This is a genomic window from Micrococcus sp. KRD077 (assembly GCF_017168505.1).
GTDB lineage: Bacteria > Actinomycetota > Actinomycetes > Actinomycetales > Micrococcaceae > Micrococcus > Micrococcus luteus.
Map to the genome: position 1 here is coordinate 3,161 of NZ_JABFAZ010000034.1, position 18,857 is coordinate 22,017.

General features: G+C 67.4%; 14 protein-coding genes. 8 read left to right on the forward strand and 6 right to left on the reverse strand.

Translation table 11 applies throughout. The features are described from left to right. Positions 1-265 precede the first annotated feature (265 nt). From J1M39_RS08695 to J1M39_RS08710, 4 genes are all read left to right on the forward strand, one after another. A complete protein-coding gene (locus J1M39_RS08695; protein WP_095347721.1) occupies positions 266-1,090 on the forward strand; it encodes an ABC transporter ATP-binding protein in 825 nt (274 codons plus the stop codon). After that, complete coding sequence (locus J1M39_RS08700) at positions 1,087-1,932, forward strand: sulfite exporter TauE/SafE family protein (protein ID WP_095347720.1); 846 nt, start codon at positions 1,087-1,089, stop codon at positions 1,930-1,932. Before J1M39_RS08695 ends, J1M39_RS08700 begins: the two co-directional genes overlap by 4 nt. 16 nt (positions 1,933-1,948) lie before the next feature. Next, positions 1,949-2,998: a TrmH family RNA methyltransferase gene (locus tag J1M39_RS08705; RefSeq protein WP_233263273.1), complete on the forward strand. Its 1,050-nt coding sequence runs from the start codon at positions 1,949-1,951 to the stop codon at positions 2,996-2,998. 109 nt (positions 2,999-3,107) lie between these two features. After that, a complete protein-coding gene (locus J1M39_RS08710; protein ID WP_158530791.1) occupies positions 3,108-4,739 on the forward strand; it encodes a DUF6119 family protein in 1,632 nt (543 codons plus the stop codon). A 313-nt stretch (positions 4,740-5,052) separates the two neighbouring features. Here J1M39_RS08710 and J1M39_RS08715 read toward each other — a convergent pair whose 3' ends face one another. From J1M39_RS08715 to J1M39_RS12655, 5 genes are read right to left on the reverse strand one after another with little or no spacing between them, the layout of a single operon-like run. After that, positions 5,053-7,989, reverse strand: a complete 2,937-nt coding sequence (locus J1M39_RS08715) for a type I restriction endonuclease subunit R (RefSeq protein ID WP_206496683.1) — start codon at positions 7,987-7,989, stop codon at positions 5,053-5,055. Continuing rightward, positions 7,989-9,146: a restriction endonuclease subunit S gene (locus J1M39_RS08720; RefSeq protein WP_061867256.1), complete on the reverse strand. Its 1,158-nt coding sequence runs from the start codon at positions 9,144-9,146 to the stop codon at positions 7,989-7,991. The genes J1M39_RS08715 and J1M39_RS08720 overlap by 1 nt, the downstream gene beginning before the upstream one ends. Continuing rightward, positions 9,143-10,636 carry a type I restriction-modification system subunit M gene (locus tag J1M39_RS08725; RefSeq protein WP_061867257.1) on the reverse strand — a complete coding sequence of 498 codons (1,494 nt, stop codon included), beginning with the start codon at positions 10,634-10,636 and terminating at the stop codon, positions 9,143-9,145. The genes J1M39_RS08720 and J1M39_RS08725 overlap by 4 nt, the downstream gene beginning before the upstream one ends. Then, positions 10,633-12,183, reverse strand: coding sequence for a type I restriction-modification system subunit M (locus J1M39_RS08730; protein ID WP_061873146.1), 1,551 nt, complete (start codon positions 12,181-12,183; stop codon positions 10,633-10,635). Before J1M39_RS08730 ends, J1M39_RS08725 begins: the two co-directional genes overlap by 4 nt. Positions 12,184-12,194: 11 nt before the next feature. Continuing rightward, complete coding sequence (locus J1M39_RS12655) at positions 12,195-12,821, reverse strand: recombinase family protein (protein ID WP_084776553.1); 627 nt, start codon at positions 12,819-12,821, stop codon at positions 12,195-12,197. Between the two features lie 204 nt (positions 12,822-13,025). Here J1M39_RS12655 and J1M39_RS08740 point away from each other — a divergent pair, with 204 nt between their 5' ends. From J1M39_RS08740 to J1M39_RS08755, 4 genes are all read left to right on the forward strand, one after another. Then, positions 13,026-13,463 carry a TrmH family RNA methyltransferase gene (locus J1M39_RS08740; RefSeq protein WP_255354991.1) on the forward strand — a complete coding sequence of 146 codons (438 nt, stop codon included), beginning with the start codon at positions 13,026-13,028 and terminating at the stop codon, positions 13,461-13,463. Positions 13,464-13,572: 109 nt separating this feature from the next. Continuing rightward, positions 13,573-13,830 (forward strand): type B 50S ribosomal protein L31, encoded by a 258-nt coding sequence (locus tag J1M39_RS08745; RefSeq protein WP_036336843.1) that lies wholly within the window; start codon positions 13,573-13,575, stop codon positions 13,828-13,830. Positions 13,831-13,933: 103 nt separating this feature from the next. Next, a complete protein-coding gene (locus J1M39_RS08750) occupies positions 13,934-14,992 on the forward strand; it encodes a lipoate--protein ligase family protein (RefSeq protein ID WP_061867260.1) in 1,059 nt (352 codons plus the stop codon). Between the two features lie 137 nt (positions 14,993-15,129). Then, a complete protein-coding gene (locus J1M39_RS08755; protein ID WP_113914393.1) occupies positions 15,130-16,080 on the forward strand; it encodes a hypothetical protein in 951 nt (316 codons plus the stop codon). Between the two features lie 79 nt (positions 16,081-16,159). Here J1M39_RS08755 and pepN read toward each other — a convergent pair whose 3' ends face one another. Then, a complete protein-coding gene (gene pepN / locus J1M39_RS08760) occupies positions 16,160-18,808 on the reverse strand; it encodes an aminopeptidase N (protein WP_148408278.1) in 2,649 nt (882 codons plus the stop codon). Positions 18,809-18,857 lie beyond the last annotated feature (49 nt).

An 18,857-nucleotide genomic window follows, 5' to 3' on the forward strand; every position in this document is an offset into this window, starting at 1 on the left:
GATCCCGTCGTGCAGGTGGCGGTGGACCATCCTGAGACGGCCAGTGGGGGTCAGGGGTGCGTTAGCGTGAGTCATGAGTGGGTCTTTTCGGGCAGGTGGGTTGTTGAGGAACTTCCATCCTGCGGGGCGGGGCCCACTCGTCTCATCTCAGCCGGCGCCTCGTGGCAAGAACCTCATGACCCACAACACCTAGGCGGGGGTGTGGGCGCGGCCGGGCGTGCGTCGCATCGGCGACGCACCGGCCGGCCGGACTAGGCTGGCCCCCATGACCACCCCCGCGCCTCCCGACGACTGGTTCCTCCCGGATGAGGACGCCGTGCTGCAGATGCGCCGCGTGCGCGTGCGCCGCGGCACCACCGACATCCTCGGCCCCCTGGACTGGACGGTCCGCGCGGGGCAGCGGTGGATCGTGATGGGCCCGAACGGCGCGGGCAAGTCGACGCTGCTCCAGCTGGCCGCGGCCCGCCTGCACCCGACCGCCGGCGACGTCGGCGTGCTGGACGAGGTGCTCGGCGCCGTCGACGTGTTCGAGCTGCGCCCGCGCATCGGCCTCTCCTCCGCCCAGCTCGCCGCCCAGGTGCCCGCGAACGAGACCGTGCAGGACGCCGTCGTCACCGCCTCCTACGGGATCACCGGCACGTGGCGCGAGCGGTACGAGACGGAGGATCGCGCCCGCGCGCTCGGCCTCGTGGCGACCTGGGGGCTCTCCCGCCTCGCGCACCGCGCGTTCGGCACCCTCTCCGAGGGCGAGCGCAAGCGCGTGCTCATCGCCCGCGCCCTGATGACCGACCCCGAGCTGCTCCTGCTGGACGAGCCCGCCGCGGGCCTGGACCTCGCCGGGCGTGAGGACCTCGTGCGCCAGCTGACGGCGCTCGCCACGGACGAGGACGCGCCCGCGCTGGTCCTCGTCACGCACCACCTCGAGGAGGTGCCCCCGGGCTTCACGCATGCGCTGCTGCTGCGGGCCGGCGGCGTCGTGGCGGCCGGGCCCATCGAGTCGACGCTCACCGAGGAGCACCTCTCCGCGGCATTCGGCACGGACCTGAAGGTGACCCGCACCGGCGGTCGGTACACCGCCGTGGCCCGGTGACGGGGCTGCTGACCGCGCAGCTGCTGGGCATGGAGCTGTGGCAGGTCCTGATCGTGCTGCTCGCGGGGTTCTGGGCCGGCACGATCAACTCCGTGATCGGCTCGGGCACGCTCGTCACCTTCCCCACGCTCGTGGCGGTCGGCTTCCCGCCCGTGACGGCGCAGGTCTCCAACGCGATGGGCCTGGTGGCCTCGGGCTTCTCCGGCACGTACGGCTACCGTCGCGAGCTGGCCCAGTCCCGGGTGCTCCTGCCGAAGCTGACCGTCGCGTCCCTGCTCGGCGCGATCATCGGCGCCGCCCTGCTCACCACGCTGCCCCCGGCCGTGTTCGGCTACGTCGCGCCGGTGCTGCTCGTGGTGGCCCTGACGGTTGTCGTCCTGCAGCCGCGCATCCAGCGGTGGGTCCGGCGTCGGGCGGAGGACCAGGGGCCGACCCCCGGCGCGGACTCTCCCGTGCCGGTGGGCCCCGTGACCCCGACGCTGTGGACGCTCGTGTTCCTGACCGGCATCTACGGCGGCTACTTCGTGGCCGCCCAGGGCGTCATGCTCATGGCGATCTTCGGCGTGCTGCTGGTGGGCGGCACCCTCGTGCACGCCAACGCGGTGAAGACGTGGCTGTCGCTGGTGGTCAACCTCACCGCCGCCGCGTTCTACCTGGTCTTCGCCTTCGACCGCATCGATTGGCGGGCCGTCCTGTTGATCGCGCTCTCCTCGCTCGTGGGCGGGCTCGTGGGCGCGCGGATCGGCCGGCGCATCTCACCGACGGCCCTGCGCGTCACCATCGTGATCGTGGGCCTGGTCGGGCTGGTGGTCATGGTGATGCGGCAGGTCTCGGGTGGGTGAGGGCGGGACCCGCGAGGTGCGCCTGGAGCGGATCGAGGACCTCGCCGACCCCCGCCTGGCCCCCTACACGACCATGACGGACGCGGCCCTGCGCCGTCGCGTCGACGCGGAGCACGGCGTCTTCCTCGCCGAGTCATCCCAAGTGGTCCGCCGCGCGCTGGACGCCGGACACACCCCGCGCTCCTTCCTGCTGGGGGACCGCTACCGCCGGTCCTTCGCGGACGTGCTCGCCGCCCATCCGGACGTCCCGGTCTTCACCGGACCCGACGACGTGCTCGAGGCCCTCACCGGGTTCCACCTGCACCGCGGCGCCCTGGCCGCGATGGACCGCCCCGCACCCCGGCCGCTCGCCGACGTCCTCGCGGACGCCCGGCGCGTGCTCATCGCCGAGGACGTCGTGGACCACACGAACGTGGAGTGTTCCAAACCACCGCAGGCTGGCGAACGTTCCTCGGATACCAGCCGACCTTGGCAGCCCAAGGTAGCAAAAAGCGAGGTCGACGATACGTTCGAGCTCAACTCTCGCGTGTCCAGTGGTGAGGAGCGGCGTAGGACGGGAGTTCCTGGCGAGAGTCCAGGGGGCCGACACGATCGTTCTGTCTCGAGTACGAAGCGCCGCTCGCGGATCGCTGTGCTTGAGGGCTTGGTGGATCATACGAACGTTGGGGCATGTTTTAGATCAGCTGCGGCACTGGGTGTCGACGCGATCCTGGTGACGCCGACGTGTGCTGATCCGTTGTACCGGCGGTCTGTCCGTGTGTCGATGGGTACGGTCTTCCAAGTGCCGTGGACTCGCGTTGATGACTGGCCTGCCAGCATCCAGGTGCTTAAGGACGCTGGATATGTCGTGGCGGGCATGACACTGGGGGAGGGCGCAATCACGCTCGATGAGTTGGTCGCCGAGGACCACGACAATCTCGCACTAGTATTCGGCAGTGAGGGGCATGGGCTGACGCCGCAGACCGACAGACTGCTTGATCGGCGCGTGACGATTCCGATGATGCATGGCGTGGACTCGCTGAACGTTGCGGCGAGCTCAGCGGTGACGTTCTACGCGACGAAGTAGTTCAAGGATTCAGCTATCCGATCCAGCCGACGTCCTGCGTGCCTTTATGGCATGGTCGGGTGGAGCTCACTTAGTCTGGTGGCTGTTAGATGCGCGCGAAGGAGACAGCATGGCCCGCCGGAAAATGAATGCTCAATCTACGACCCTGTACAGATTGAGGCATACCGCCAAGCTCGAACATGCTGTCAAGAAGAAGTACCGCGATGAACGCTCCGTCGTCACCGAGCCCTGCAAGGTGGCGGATCGTGACGCCCTCCTCGTATATGGCCATGTAGGGGCCGATGGCCCCGTGAAGTGGGCAAGTCGCGTCCACCAACTCACTGGCGTGACAGTGGAAACAACCAACACAACGGCAGCAGGCGTTCTCTTGCTTCGCGCGAATGATGAAGCTGATACGCCTACCTGGGGATTGTGTTGGGGTATGGGTTGGCTGCTTTTGGATCAGAGTCACGTCGACGGCGCGTTCGGACAGAGACTCGCGCTGAGATCCGTTGATCCGGACCTGCTGAGCTCCCTGACTCGGACAGTACTTGACGAGAGGGCAAAGATCGATCGGTCGTCCATTCCCGCAGGTGCAGGACTGACTGGATTCGGCATCGGTGGTTTCGGTGAGCTGGTCACTCGAGTCGTTGGAAAGGCCGAGATCAAGGGTCTTACCATCGACAAGCCGTTTCGCGTGAGAGGGGCGGACGCCCTCTCGGTGCCACTCGGACTCACCCCCACAGAGCTGGTTTCGGATCTTAAGGTGCTCGAGGCCCTGCTCTCTCAAAAGCCTCGCGCAGAGCTGCAAGTGCTTGAGCAGCTCGTACCGGTTAAGAAGAAAACCTCGTTACATGACAAGCTGGAAGAGCACCTTCGAGCCGAGCTAAAGAAGTCCCCCGACGTATCTAAGATCGCCGTTACGTGGCCCCATGAACACCTAAGCGAGAATAAGCCGCCCGAAGCGTTCCGAGTAAAACGAGGCGGAGGCACCGCTCTGCGCGCCGGCCTACCTACTGCGGCACTGATCATCGACTTGATGAAAGACCGCGAAATTTCGTTCATGGATACCATTAAAATCCAGCTGTTCGGTGACGCGGAGGGCGAGGAGCCCGTAAGTAGTGATATCCCGCTTCGAAAGTGGGTGGCCTTTGAGAAGGAAGAGTCTGGGCGTCGCTACTTCCTGCATAACGGGCAGTGGTATGCGATGGACCTTGACTACGCGAAGCAGCTCGACGACCACGTTAGGAACATCTTTGCGAAACAGGCTGGCGTGGCCATGCCAGCTTGGTATGCGCCTGATGACGAGGAGGCTTATAATCGTAAGGCTGCGCAGGCGCTCGGCGCGGTGTTGATGGATCGGAAGCTCGTGCAGACAACTCAGAATAAGCGGGGCTTCGAGCCGAGTGACCTCATTACGACGAACGATGTGTACGTGCACGTAAAGTCGGCTTCCTCCTCCGCGCCGCTGAGTCACCTCTTCGCCCAAGGCGGCAACTCTGCCCATGCACTGCAGTACGACGAAGAGGCACGCAAGCAACTGCGCAGCCGGGTCCAGCAGCGCGGCGGCAATGAGGATCTGATTGGCGCGAAACCACGAAAGGTCGTGTACGCCATTCGCTCGAAACGCATAGGCGAATCACTTACAGCGGACGACCTCTTCAGCTTTAGTAAGGTCTCACTGGTCAGAGTATTCGACGAGCTGGAAGCCCGCGGTATCGAAGTGAGAATCGCAAGTATTGACTACCTGCCAGAAGAATAGTCAATTACGCTTGGGCGTTGTGGAATCTACGTTCAGGCTCGTCGACTTGTGAAAACGGTCGCGATGGTCGTGGGGTGTCGAACCAAAGAATTAGCCGGTCTTTCCTAGCTAAGTATGTGTAGTGCCACGGTCCCATCGGCCTGACGTGCCGTTCGCTCTAGACCGTTCCGCATCTCTGGTAGCCCCATGCCGTGGTACGACGCGCCGGACCCGACCGATGAACCCGGAAGTTAAGCAAGGGGCATATCGAGACATACTCGGGATCCGTCCTCCAGTTATCATCGGCTTGACTTGCATTCAGCCGGTTCGGAGCTTAGTAGTACTCTCGGACGTAGCCGAGGGCCTTTTCGAAGACGTCGTTGTCGCGAATCTTGAATTGGACGTAGAGGGTCTTCCGAAGCGCTTGGCGCACCTCCTGGTCGCCGCGGATCGTGGACTGCCACCCCTCGAAGCGGACCCCACGGACGACCTCGTCGATCCGGTTGACGACGTTCTCGACGATGATCGGGGTCTGATCGCCCTTGAGAGCGTCAAATAACTCAGTCAAGGCCGCCCGGCCCTTCTCTTCCCGGGGCATCTCGTCGGCTGCTTTCTCGGCAGCAACAGTGTCGCGGGCGAGTTCGAGAAGCTCTCGGAGGAAGTCGAGGCTGGACTGTTGGATGTCGGCGTAGCGCTCGCGCAGGTCGTTGAGGCGCTGGCCGAGTTCGACGAAGACCGGGTTGTGCAGGTGCCGGGCGATGCGTGCGGTGATCTGACGCTCGATCTCTTCGGTGGGGATGTCGGTGCGCCGACCGGTCATGAGGTCTTCGATCGTCTGAGCGTCGAGCACGATCGTCTCGGTGTTCTGCGGGATCTCGACGGCGACGTGCTCGTTGATCAGGTCGATTGTCTTGGCTCCGAGCGCGTGCCACACGAGTCGCCCCGTGATGTCTGAGGGGCGGACCGACTCGTAGACGTCCGTGAGCCAGCGGTAGTCGTCGCGATGCTTGCCCAGTATGGGGTCCGGACTGAGTGCCTCCCACAGTTGCGACACCACGCTGTAGGCGGCTCCGAAGGCGTCCTTCGTGACATCGTCGGCGATCGCGGATTGCGCCTGGACGAGGCCTTCGTACCCGCCGACCGTGCGGTCGACCCCGGGGAAGAACGCGAGCGCGGCAGCCATGGCCGGCGCGAGCTGAGCCTTCAGTTCCTCGATGTTGGAGACGACCTCCCGGACAGCCCGCTCATCGAAGGAGAGGGATCGGGCGACGTCGTCGAAGATGCCGAGGTAGTCGACGATCAGGCCGTGGGTCTTGTCCGGCGGGTACACGCGGTTGGTGCGAGTGATCGCCTGGAGCAGCGTGTGCTCCTTCAGCGGCTTGTCGAGGTACTGGCAGTAGAGGATCGGAGCGTTGAACCCGGTCAGCAGCTTCGCCGTCACGATGATGATCTTGAGCGGGTCGGTCGGGTCATTGAACCGCGCGACAACCTGCTCCAGCTCCTCGGCACCTGGGGTCCACTTGGCCCAGTCGGGCGAGTCACCTCGGGTTTTCGACATGACTATGGTCGATGCCTCCGGCCCGAGGTGCTTGTCGAGCTCGTTCTTGTAGGCGACGCAGGAGGACTTGTCGTACGCGACGACCTGTGCCTTGAACCCCTGTGGCTCGACTTTCTCCCTGAAGTGGCTGGCGATGTCAGCGGCGATCTTCGCGATGCGCGAGGGCGTCTTGATCAGCACTTCGATCGAGGCCGCCTTCTTCGAAAGCGTGATCTTGTCGCTCTCGGAGAGGTCGCGGTCGGCAGCCAGCTCCTCGAACGCCGTGTCGATGGCCTCCTGGTCGATGTGGATCTCCGAGAGGCGTGGCTCAAAGTGCAGCGGAAGAGTCGCACCGTCGCGGATGGAATCCTGGAAGGAGTATCGCGAGAGGTAGCCGCCCTCGTCGTCGGGTGCACCGAACCACTTGAACGTTTTGCGGTCGCGCCGGTTGATCGGGGTGCCGGTCAGACCGAAGAGGTACGCGTTGGGCAGCGCCCCACGCATCTTCTGCCCGTAGTCACCCTCCTGCGAGCGGTGAGCCTCGTCGACCATCGCAATGATGTTCTGCCGAGCGTCGAGGACGCCGGGTGCCTCGCCGAACTTATGGATCGTGGTGATGATGATCTTCCGCGCGCCCTGGCTGAGCAGTGTCTGGAGCTGCGCGCGCGAGTCCGTCGACACCAAGCCCGGGACGTCCGAGGCGTTGAAGGTGCCCGTGATCTGGGTGTCCAGGTCGATGCGGTCGACCACGATCAGGATAGTTGGGTTCGTGAGTTCGGCCATCGCGCGCAGTTTGAGCGCAGTGAAGACCATGAGCAGTGACTTGCCCGAGCCCTGAAAGTGCCAGATCAGGCCCTGCTTGACCTTGCCGAGCAGGACCCGGTCAACGATCAGATTGGTCGCCTGGAACTGCTGGAACCGCGCGATGATCTTGATCTTGCGATGCTTCTTGTCAGTCGCGTAGAGCGTGAAGAATCGCAGGAAGTCCAGCACCGCGCGTGGCGTCAGGACACCTTCGACGGCTTCCTGGACCGCGACGAGACCGATCTTCGCCGGCGCGTCCTCGTCGGTGGGGTCCTCGCGCCAGGGGCCCCAGAGCTCGATGGGCATGCCGATGGTGCCGTATCGGAAGTCCTTTCCCTCGGTTGCGAAGGAGAACACGTTGGGCACGAAGAACTGCGGGACGCTCTGCTCGTAGTCATCGTGGATCTGCGCGGCCCCGTCGATCCAGGTGTACGCCGGCCGGATCGGCGTCTTCGCCTCACCGACCACCAGGGGCAGACCGTTGCACCACAGCACGAGATCGAACCGCTTCTCCAGCCGGCCCTGCGTGAAGGTCACCTCGGTGGAGACGATCCACTGGTTCGAGGAGTCATCGTCGAGATGTTCGAAGTCGATCAGACGGACTGTGGTGTGCTCGCCGTTCGGCCCGAACGGCATCGATTTCTGCCCGGTCAGCCACGCCATGAACTCCTCGTTAGCGACCACCGGGTGCGGGCTGTTGCGCGCCGCGATCAGGATCGCGCGGAGGTTGTAGATGACCTCGTCGGCCTTCGCCGGATCAGCCTCGATCTCAGGGTTGAGGTTGATCAGCGCACCCTTGAGTACGCCTTCCAGCAGCACCTCGTCGACGCGACGCGGCAACTCGCTACCCGGCACGAACTGGACATCGATGGACTTGACGAGGTCCCGGATGAAGTCACGTACCGAGTTTGCCTCGTTGAACTGCGCCATCAGTCGCCCCCGAAAACTGTCTCAGACAGAGCTGACTTGATCGCTTTCACCGCATCCGACTCTTTTGCCACGGAGGCAACTGCGGATGACGCTGAGGCCATCTGCTCGAGCAAAGAATCCTGGTCCTCAAGGGACGGATGCACAACAGAAACGCGGCTCACAATGTCGGTGTTGAGGTTCTTTACCGTCGAGCCGCCGGCACCCTGCCGGAACTGTGACTGCACCCCGTAGCTCCGCAGAAGGTAGTACAGGTAGTCAGTTCGCCAGCGGCCACCGACATCCGAAAGTGAAAGCCAACCATCATGGATGCATCCGTCGATCCGAACGATGTACGGGCGGCCAAAGCTCATCGAGTTCGACAGGATGAAGTCGCCCGGCTTCACCGTGCGAGTCTTGGGAAGACCACTCGGCTTAATTCGTTGCGCCGTCCTGTCGATGAACTTGCCGTCCGGCGGTACGTCACCGATCTTGATCCAGTGCAGTCCGTCGGGACTGTCGGTCAGGTACTCATTGATTGGTCGCGGCGAGCCGCCGCGCACAATCTTAAGAACGTCACCAAGGTTTACCTCGCGACCGGGCGCGGCCCGCACGAACTGCTCAACAAGTTCTGACTGGCTGCGGACTACCTCCGCGTGCACTTTGGTCAGCGCTCGTCTGTGCCGCTCGACGGTCCAGAGGAGGTCGGCGATGCGCTTCTGCTCGTCGAGGGGTGGGAGATCGAACTCGAAATCCTTCAGGTCACGCCAGTTCGTGCGCGGCGACAGCGACCCTGCCGACGTACCGAGAGCATGCTCGAAGAAGCCGTTCGACTGCACGAGGAACGGGAGCAACTCACCAAGGAGCTGCGTCCCATCGGTCTCGAACGTGTAGATGTCGCCGGAGCAGATGGCGTCGAACTCGGCGTAGGCAACCTTGCGCTGGTACGCGCGCCGTTTGCCGAAGAGCGTCTGTCCAGGCTTCACGCGTCGCGTGAAGGTGGTGCCGTCCTCTGTTGAACCCCACCGGCTAACCTTCAGCTCGCCGGGGTCCATGTGCTCCATCGCGATGACGCGGTTGATGCCGGCCGCTTCGAGATCACGGATGGTCTCATTGACGTTACGAACAACGTCGCCGAAGGCAACCCGCTTCCAGCGCGACTTGTCGAGGTTGAGGCTCACGCGGGCACCTCCGCTCTCAGCAGCGCGAGAACGTCAGTAATCGCCTGGTCCGAAACCTGCGCGGCAGTTCGCCACTGCGCCACTGCATCGCTGACATCGATGTGCTCGCCGCCTTCATTCGCCGAGTCGCCCGCGACGTACAACGGAATCGCGAGGCTGTGGCCCTTCTCCGCGATCTGGTCGAGGGTGCCAACTGCAGCGAACCCGTCCTGTGGCTCGAAGGCGCGATAGGCGGCCAGGATCTTCTGTTGGTGCGCCTCGCGGAGGAAGGACTGTGCCTGTTCGCGGGCGACTTCGTTCACGGCATTGATGAACAGCACCTCGCCCTGGTGCTCGGTGGGCTTGTTGGCGCGGAGCGTGACGACCACGGCCTCCATCGGGCTGTTGTAGAAGAGCCCTGCGCCGAGCCCCAGGACGCACTCGATGAGGTCTGACTGCACCAGTGCTTTGCGGAGGGACGCCTCTTCACGCCGGAAGAGCACCCCGTGGGGGAAGAGGATCGCAGCGCGGCCCGTATCGGGGTCGAGGCTCTTGGCGATGTGCTGGAAGAACGCGTAGTCGGCACGTCCCTGTGGCGGGACACCCCAGACGTTCCGGCCGTAGGGGTCCTTGGCGAATGCGGCACGGTTCCAGGCCTTGATGGAGTAGGGCGGGTTTGCCAGCACGACGTCGAACGTCTGCAGATGGCCCTTGCCGTCGAGGAATGCCGGTCGGCTGAGGGTGTCGCCGTGAGCGATGTGACCGTCTGTGATCCCGTGCAGGAACAGATTCATCCGCGCGATGGCAGAGGTCCCGTAGTTGAGCTCCTGGCCGTAGAGGCGCAGATTCCGCCACTCCTTGCCCTGCCTCTTGAGCTCGGCGGCGGTGGAGATGAGCATGCCGCCCGTGCCGCAGGTGGGGTCGTACACCGACTCACCCGGCTGGGGCTCCAGCATCATCGTCATCAGGTGCACCAGCGTGCGATTGGTGTAGAACTCCTGCGCGGTGTGACCGGAGTCGTCCGCGAATTTCTTGATCAGGTACTCGTAGCCGTTGCCGAGCTCGTCCTCGGGCAGGTTGGCGATCGAGAGCGTCTTGGTGGAGAAGTGCTCGATGAGGTCGGCCAGAGTCGAGTCCGGGAGCAGGTCCTTGTTGCCCCAGTCGCCGTCGCCGAAGACGCCGGGGAGTGTGTCGGGGTTGGCCTTCTCGATGGAGCGCATGGCGTGCAGGAGTGCCGCGCCGATGTTCTGCGTGACGCCGTGGATGTCGTCCCAGTGGCAGCCGTGGGGGATGGCGAAGCGGTGGTTCTCTGGGAGGTCGGCGAGCTCCTCGTCTTCGTACACCTCCATCGCGGCGGCGTGCTCCTCGTCGTAGACGTCGGAGATCCGCTTCAAGAAGACCAGCGGGAAGATGTACTGCTTGTAGTCGCCGGCGTCAATCAGGCCACGGAGAACGATTGCCGCGCCCCAGAGGTAGTTCTCCAGCTCACGCTGGGTGATTCGGGTGCTCATACGGACAGCCCCCACTTCGCCAGCTCGGCCTCCAGCGCAGCACGCGTCGTGGTCGCCTCGGCGTGCGCCGTTTCGAGATTCGCGAGCGCGTCCTCGAGCGTGAGCTTCTCACCGCTGTCAGGAGGCGCGACGTACAGCGGGACGTTGAGGTTGTAGTCGTTGCTCTCGATCTCGGCCAGGTCGACGACACGGGAGCGGCCCTCGATGTCAGCGTAGAGCTCATAGGCGTCGAGGATCTGCTGGGCATGCTCGGGTTCGAGGGTGTTCTGGTTGCGTCCGCGCTTGAACAGGTCTTCACCGTTGATGAAGAGCACCTTGCCGTACTCGTCTGGTTGCTTCTCCGTTCGAAGGATCAGCACGCAGGCGGCGAGGCCAGTGCCGTAGAACAGGTTGGGGGCCAACCCGATGACCGCGTCGACGAGGTCTGACTTGAGCACGTGGGTGCGGATCCGCGCCTCAGCTCCCTGCCGGAAGAGTGCCCCTTGGGGCAGGACGACGGCGACCCGGCCGGTCTTCGGCTTCGCGGAGGTGATCATGTGCTGGACCCACGCCCAGTCGGCGTATCCCTTCGGCGGAACACCACCGAGCGCATTCCGGCCCCACTTGTCGGACGCCCACTCGGGCTCGCCCCAATTCTTGAGCGAGAACGGCGGGTTGGCCACGACGCAGTCAAACTGCGCGAGGTTGTTGCCCGTGTAGAAGGCGGGGCTGCGCAACGTGTCCTCGCGGACGATCTTGAAGTCCTCGACGCCGTGTAGCAGCAGGTTCATCCGTGCGATCGCGGAGGTGGCGAGCACCTTCTCCTGGCCGTAGAGCTTGCCCCACAGGGTCTTGGGGCTGCCGCCGGCATCTTTCACGTGCTCGATGACCTCGATCAGCATCCCGCCGGTGCCGCAAGCCGGGTCGTAGACCGTCTCACCCTCGGTGGGATCGAGGATGTTGACGAGCAGGCCGACCACCGAGCGCGGCGTGTAGTACTCACCGGCCTTCTTGTTCGACTGGTCGGCGAACCTCTTGATGAGGTACTCGTACGCGTTGCCGAACACGTCGGGCGGCACAGCGGCGTTGGTCAGAGCCTTACTCGAGAAGTGCTCGATGAGATCGGCGAGCTTGCGGTCGGGCAGCTTGTCCTTGTTGGTCCAGCTGGCGCTGCCGAAGATGCCGTAGAGGGTCTCTGGGTTGGCCTTTTCGATCTCGCGGAACGCGGTCTGCAGCGCAGTGCCTATGTTCTCGGTGTGGCTGCGCACGTCACCCCACAGGCTGCCCTCGGGGATCACGAAGCGGTGGTTCTCCGCAAACAGGGCGAACTCGTGGTCGCCTCCGGACTCGTCCAGCGCTTGGGCGTACTCCTCGAGGTAGACGTCGCTGATCCGCTTGAAGAACATCAGCGGGAAGATGTATGCCTTGAAGTCGGCCTGGTCGATGCTGCCGCGCAGCAGGTCAGCCGCGGCGGCAAGGTACTGCTCAAGCTCCGCCAGCGTCAGCCGATCGCTCCCGCCGTGGGGCCGCAATGCACGCGCTGCCGCGCGTGCCTCATCCTCGGTCATCCGTCTCCTAGCTATTGCTCCGCCACGCGACAAGGCGCTGCCGACTCAGCTTTCCGCCGAGGGGACAACGTGCCCTGACGGGGCGCGTGTCGCGCCAGCACGCGGTGGGCGGTTCCGATCGACACGCCAGCACCTCCGGCGATGCTGCGCAACGTCTCGCCTTGATCTCTCCGCATCCTAATCTCGCGCTGCGTCTCGTCACTAATGGTGCGTGGTCGACCGTGGCTGACTCCGTGTTCCCGCGCTGCTTGGATGCCGGCCCGGACGCGGGAGCTTTGGAGCTCTCGGCGGCGCCGGGTGAGCTCGCGGACGTCATCGAGGAACTCCGAGTCTCCGGTGTGCTCTCCCGCGGCGAGGCCCTTGAGGACTTTCACGGCAACTCCTCGGTCAACGAGGTCCAGCAGTGTCTCGAGCCCGTCGACCATGCTCGTGCTCAGGCTTCGTGCGTGGGTCACGGTGAGCGCATCGCCGTCGCCCACCTCCGCCACAGCAGCGAGGAGCCCGGGGCGGTTCTTGATCAGGCGTCGACGCGATGCTGTCTCCTCGACGAGACGTGAGCAGATCGGCTTGAGTGCTTGCCGTTGCAACCTCGCGTCCTGAGGGTCTGTCCCGACCCGAATGAGTCCGATGAGCGCCATCAGCCCAGGCTCAGGTCGCCGCTGCGCAGTCCCAGCATGGCAGTGTGTGGGGGCATAGGGTTTATTGAACACTCCTAGCCGGCCCACGATGACGACCGAGCGGCCGTATTTGCCTTCTGACCTGCGGAAACGCAATGCTCAGTTCATCGGTGTGTCGACCGGAAGGAACCGAGTTCACGGGTCCGAGATGCTTCAGAACGCGTCGTGACCGCTTTCAACCTGGGCGCCGTGGTGCGCTCCGCCGTCGCCCTCGGCTGGGACGCGCTGCTGCTCACCCCGCAGGCCGCCGACCCGCTGTACCGGCGCGCCATCCGCGTCTCGATGGGCACGGTGTTCCGCCTGCCGTGGGCGCGCCTGCCCGGCCCGGTCGCCGCGTCGCTGCCCGCGCTGCGGGCGGCCGGGTTCGCGGTGGCCGCCCTCGAGGTGACGGACCGCGCCGTGGGCCTGGACTCGCCGGAGATCGAGCCGCTGCGGACCGCCGAGCGCCTGGCCCTCGTCCTCGGCCAGGAGGGGCCGGGGGTCCGGCCCGAGACCCTCGCCCAGACCGACGCCGACGTCGTCATCCCCATGCCCGACGGCGTCGACTCACTGAACGTGGCCGCGGCCGCGGCGGTCGCGCTGTGGGAGCTGCGCGCACGCTGACCGGCCCGGGTGCGGTAGAGTGGGCGGCTGGCCCGCCGTCCGGCGGACCCCCTGACCACACCTCTCGCGCCCCTGGTCCCAATCAGGCGGCTGAAACGAAGGATGCACCATGAAGTCTGAGATCCACCCGGATTACCGCTACGTCATCTTCAACGACCTCGCCTCCGGTGAGAAGATCCTCACCCGCAGCACCGCGAACTCCGAGAAGACCGCGGAGTGGACCGATGGCAACACCTACCCGGTGATCGACGTCGAGATCTCGGCCGCCTCGCACCCGTTCTACACGGGCAAGCAGCGCATCATGGACACCGCCGGCCGCGTCGAGCGCTTCAACGCCCGCTTCAAGGGCTTCGGCGGCAAGAAGTGACCGCGGCGGCCTGAGCCGCGCGCCCACCACGACGACGGGCCCCGCGCCCCCGGAGCGATCCGGGCGGTGCGGGGCCCGTCGCGTCGCCCGTAGGCTGGCGGGCATGACGACTCTCCACGGTGAATACAAGGTGATCGGCGGCAAGCTGGTCGCGGCGGACCTGAGCCTCGCGGACGGCCGGATCGCGACCGCCAGCATCAACGGTGACTTCTTCCTCGAGCCGGACGAGGCGCTCGAGGACCTCAACGCGGCGGTGACCGGGCTGTCCGCGGACGCCGAGCATCGCGTCATCCGGGAGGCCGTCGAGCGGGGTCTGCGACCCGAGGCCGAGCTGTTCGGCGTGGACGCCTTCGCGGTCGCCTCGGCCGTGCGTCGCGCCCTCGGCAAGGCGACCACGTGGGAGGACCACGAGTGGGAGGTCATCGGGCCGGAGCCGATGCCGATCGCGCTGACCTTGGCCCTGGACGAGGTGCTCACCCGACAGGTGGCCGAGGGACGTCGCAAGCCGACCATGCGCCTGTGGCAGTGGAACGAGCCGGCCGTGGTGATCGGCGCCTTCCAGTCGCTGGCCAACGAGGTGGACCCCGAGGGGGCGCGGCGGCACGGCATCAACGTGGTGCGGCGGATCTCCGGCGGCGGCGCGATGTTCATGGAGGCGGACAACTGCGTCACGTACTCGATGCACGTGCCGTCGTCGCTGGTCGACGGGCTGGAGACGGCGGAGACCTACCCGTTCCTGGACGAGTGGACCATGGACGCGCTCGCCCGACTCGGCGTGCAGGCGTTCTACCAGCCGCTCAACGACATCGCCACGGACCAGGGGAAGATCGGCGGCGCCGCGCAGAAGCGGGTGGGCACGGCCGGGCTGCTGCACCACGTGACGATGAGCTACGACATCGACGCGGACAAGATGCTCGAGGTGCTGCGCATCGGCCGGGAGAAGCTGCGCGGCAAGGGCGTGGCCTCGGCGAAGAAGCGGGTGGATCCGCTCCGCCGCCAGACCGGCGTCTCGCGCGCCGAGATCTGGGAGACCATGATGACCACCTTCCAGGAGCGCTACGGCGCACGCCGCGTCGAGCTGGACGAGGCCACCCGCGAGGAGGCCGAGCAGCTGGCCCGCACCAAGTTCACGACCCCGGAGTGGACGGCGCGGGTGCCCTGAGCCACCTGACGGCGTCCCGGCACCGTCCGGCACGCTTCCGTCCGGGGGCGGTTTGCGGTGGTATTCGACGTGAATACCGCCCGAAACCGCCCCCGACGCGTCGAGGTGTGGCGGGGCGGCTCTGTCAGGATCGGACCATGACCCCCGACGACGCCCCCGTCCGCCTGATCGCCCGCTCCGACGCCCCGCGGCGCCCACGGTCGACCGTGGACGTCCACTGCGCCCTCGAGCTGGAGCTCGCCTCCGGCCGCCGCGTGCCTCTGCTCACGGACCGCGGCTGGAGCGCGGACGGCACGTGGGACCTCGTCACGGTCCGCGACCTCGACGAGGCCGCCGCCACGGTGACCGGGCCGGACGAGCCGGGCGGCGGCCGCACGCCTGCCCAGGAGGAGACGCGACACTGGGACGCGCTGGCAGCGGTCGCGGCCGAGGCCGGGGTGCCGGTGGGGGCCGCAACGTTGCGCGAGCTGCCGCTGGTGGGGGAGACCTCGCCCGAGCTGGCCGCCCTCGTGGACCGGGCGCACCGCGAGGCCCGCGCCCTGAACCGGCTGCTCGGCGTCCACCCGCTGGCCCTCGGCACGCTCGCGCCGGCCGACGTGCTGGGCGCCGACGCGACCGCCGCGCTGCGGACCGGACTGGCCGCGGGACTCGGCGTCGCGCCGACGGCGTGGGAGGACCCGGGCGTCGTGCTCGCGCCCGCCGCGGACGCCGACCCGGAGCTGCTGCACGTGGTCCTGCTCCACACGACCGCGGTGGTCGCCGGGCCACCCGCACTCGTGGCCCGCCTCGCGGACGCCGACGTCTCCGACCTGCTCGACGACGCCTCCCTCGGCGCGCACCTGCGCGGCCCGGTGGAGGACGTGTCGGCGGCCTGGCTCCACGCGGCCGACCGGCAGGCGCTGTCTCTCGACCCGGACGGCGGGGCCGCGCACGTGGCGCGCCACGCCGAACTGACGGCCGTGCTGGAGACGCGGCCCGTCGTCGTCGAGCGGGTGGGGATGCGCGACCGGGACGCCCAGCGCGCCGCCGACGCCGTGGGCCTGCGCCGGGTGGGCCGGGAACGCGTGCTCCGCGTCGCCGCGCCCTGAGCTGGAATGGTCACGACACGCCGTCTCGCCCGAGGGGAGGCGGCGTGTCGTGACCACTCTGCGCGGGAGGACTTACCGCTCAGCCCGCCGGCTGCACCGCCTGCACGCGCAGGGACCGCCGCAGGGCGTCCGTGTGCTCCACGACCAGGCGCCGCAGGGCCCCCGGGGCGTCGGGGTGCTCGTCCAGCCAGCGCTGGGCCGCGGCCAGCGTCGGGTGCGACTCCTGCGCGTCCGCGTCGCCGGCCACCGCGTCCCGGCGGCCCGGGAACAGCCCGCCGATCGCGCGCGAGGCCAGCCCGTTGGATCGTGAGGCCCACACCGAGGTCAGGCGCGGCCAGAAGCCGGACTCGTAGGGGGCGAGGAGCTCGACCTCGCCCGCGGCGAAGCCGGCCGCCGTGGCCGAGAGCAGGTCGTTGGACAGCTCCGTGCCAGTGGCCGTGCGACCGGACATGACCGCCTCCCACGCCGCGGCCTTGACCTCGGCATCGGGGCGGGCGGCTGCGGCGAGCCGGTGCCACGTGACGGTCTGCGCCGTGCGGCCGGCCTCGAGCTCCGCGTCCAGGCGGTCCTGGTCGGCCCGGCCGGTCGCGGCGAGGGCCTGGAGCACGAGCCAGCGCAGCTCCGCGTCGATCGCCAGGCCCGGCGCCGACGTCGCCGCGTCCTCGCCGAGCAGGGCGGCCTCGAGGGCCGCGGCCATCCCGACGTCGGCCCGCGCCAGCGTCGCCCACGTGCGGGCCGCGGTGCGCTGGCGGTCGGAGCCGGCCTCGAGCGTCCGGGTCTGTTCGGCCAGCACCTCGCCCACCAGGGCGCGCAGCGCGTCCCGGTCCTCGGCGCGGGCGTACTGGCCCACGGCCGCGGCGGCCTGCGCCAGCACCTGCGCGTGCACGCCCACGGTCGCGATCCGCGCGGACAGCGTCGCCACCGCGTCGAGGAACCGGGCGACCGGCAGCTCGCCGTCGCGGGTCATCGACCACAGGGCGGCCCACACGGTGGCCTCCGCGAGCGGGTCCGCGATGGGGTGGGTCAGGGCCGCGCGCAGCGACCCCGCATCGAGCGCGACGGCGGCGTAGGTGAGGTCCTCGTCGTTGGGCAGCACGAGGCGGACGCCCCCGGGGACCTCGAGGTCCGGCAGGGGCACGGCCGCGCCCTCCGCCCCGCCCGGCACGTCGGCGGTGACCTGGGCGGTGCGGCGCAGGACGCCGTCCTGCCCGGGCGTGAAGACGCCGACCTTCAGCACGTGCGGGCGGAGGATCGGCCCGCCCGTGACCGGGTCCGCGCCCTCCTGGCGCAGCACCGGGGCGTCGCCGTCGACGTCGACCCGCAGCCGGGGCACGCCGGAGGTGTGCAGCCACGCGTCCGCCCACGCGCGCATGTCCCGCCCCGAGGCGGCCTCGAGGACCGCCATGAAGTCGGCGAGGGAGGCGTTGCCCCACGCGTGGGCGGCGAAGTAGCGATGTGCGGCGTCGAGGAACGCGTCACGGCCCACGTAGGCGGCCAGCTGCTTGAGCACGGAGGCGCCCTTGGCGTAGGTGATCCCGTCGAAGTTCTGACGGGCGGCCTCGAGGTCGACGATGTCCGCGACGATGGGGTGCGTCGTCGGCATCTGGTCCTGCACGTACGCCCAGGCCTTGCGGCGGGACGCGAAGGTCACCCACGCGGTCCGGAAGTCGGTGGCCTCGTCCACGCCGAGGGCGCCCATGTAGTCCGCGAACGACTCCTTGAGCCACAGGTCGTCCCACCAGTGCATCGTCACGAGGTCGCCGAACCACATGTGCGCCATCTCGTGCAGGATCACGTTGGCGCGGCCCTCGTACTGGACCGCGGTGGCCCGCGAGGTGAACACGAAGTCCTCGGTGAAGGTCACGAGGCCCGGGTTCTCCATGGCGCCGAGGTTGTACTCGGGCACGAACGCCTGGTCGTACTTGCCCCACGGGTACGCGACGCCGAAGAGGTCGTGGAAGAACGTCAGCCCCCGCTTCGTCACGTCGAACACGGCCTCGGGGTCGAACGCGTCGGCCATCGTGCGCCGGGTGAACAGCCGCAGCGGCACGGCCTGCGCACCGCTGGCCGGGTGACCGTCCCAGGCGTCCTCCCACTGCGCATAGGGGCCGGCGAGCAGCGTCGTGATGTAGGTGGACTGGGGGAGCGTCGGGGCGAACTCCACCCGGACGACACCGTCCCCGGTCGGCGTCCGGGAGACCTCCGGCCGGTTCGAGGCCAGCACCCAGTCCTCGGGTCCGGTGAGGGAGAAGGTGAAGGCGGCCTTGAGGTCCGGCTGCTCGAAGTCCGGGAACACGCGGCGCGCGTCGGCGGGCTCGTACTGGGTGTAGAGGTAGACCTCGCCGTCGGCGGGGTCCGTGAAGCGGTGCAGGCCCTCGCCCGACCGGGAGTACACGGACCGGCCGACCAGCTCGACCACGTTCTGCGCCGCCAGGTCGGGCAGCAGCACCCGGGCCTCGCCCACGACCTCGGCCACGTCCAGCGCCGTGCCGTTGAGGGTCACCGACTCCACGCCGCCGTGGATCCAGTCCAGGTGGGTCTGCGCGCCGGGCTCGGCGCACGCGAAGCGGATCACGGTGCGGACCGGATAGGTGTCGGCGGCGGCGTCCCGGGCGTCGGAGAGGTCCACGTCCACGACGTAGTCCTGCACCGTGAGCAGGCGGGAGCGGTCCGCGGCCTCCGCGCGGGTGACGTTGGTGGCGTCGAGGTCGGGGGTGGTGTCGGTCAAGGCGAGCCTCCGGTCGGGGATCCAGCGGGGACGGCGACGCGCGGACACA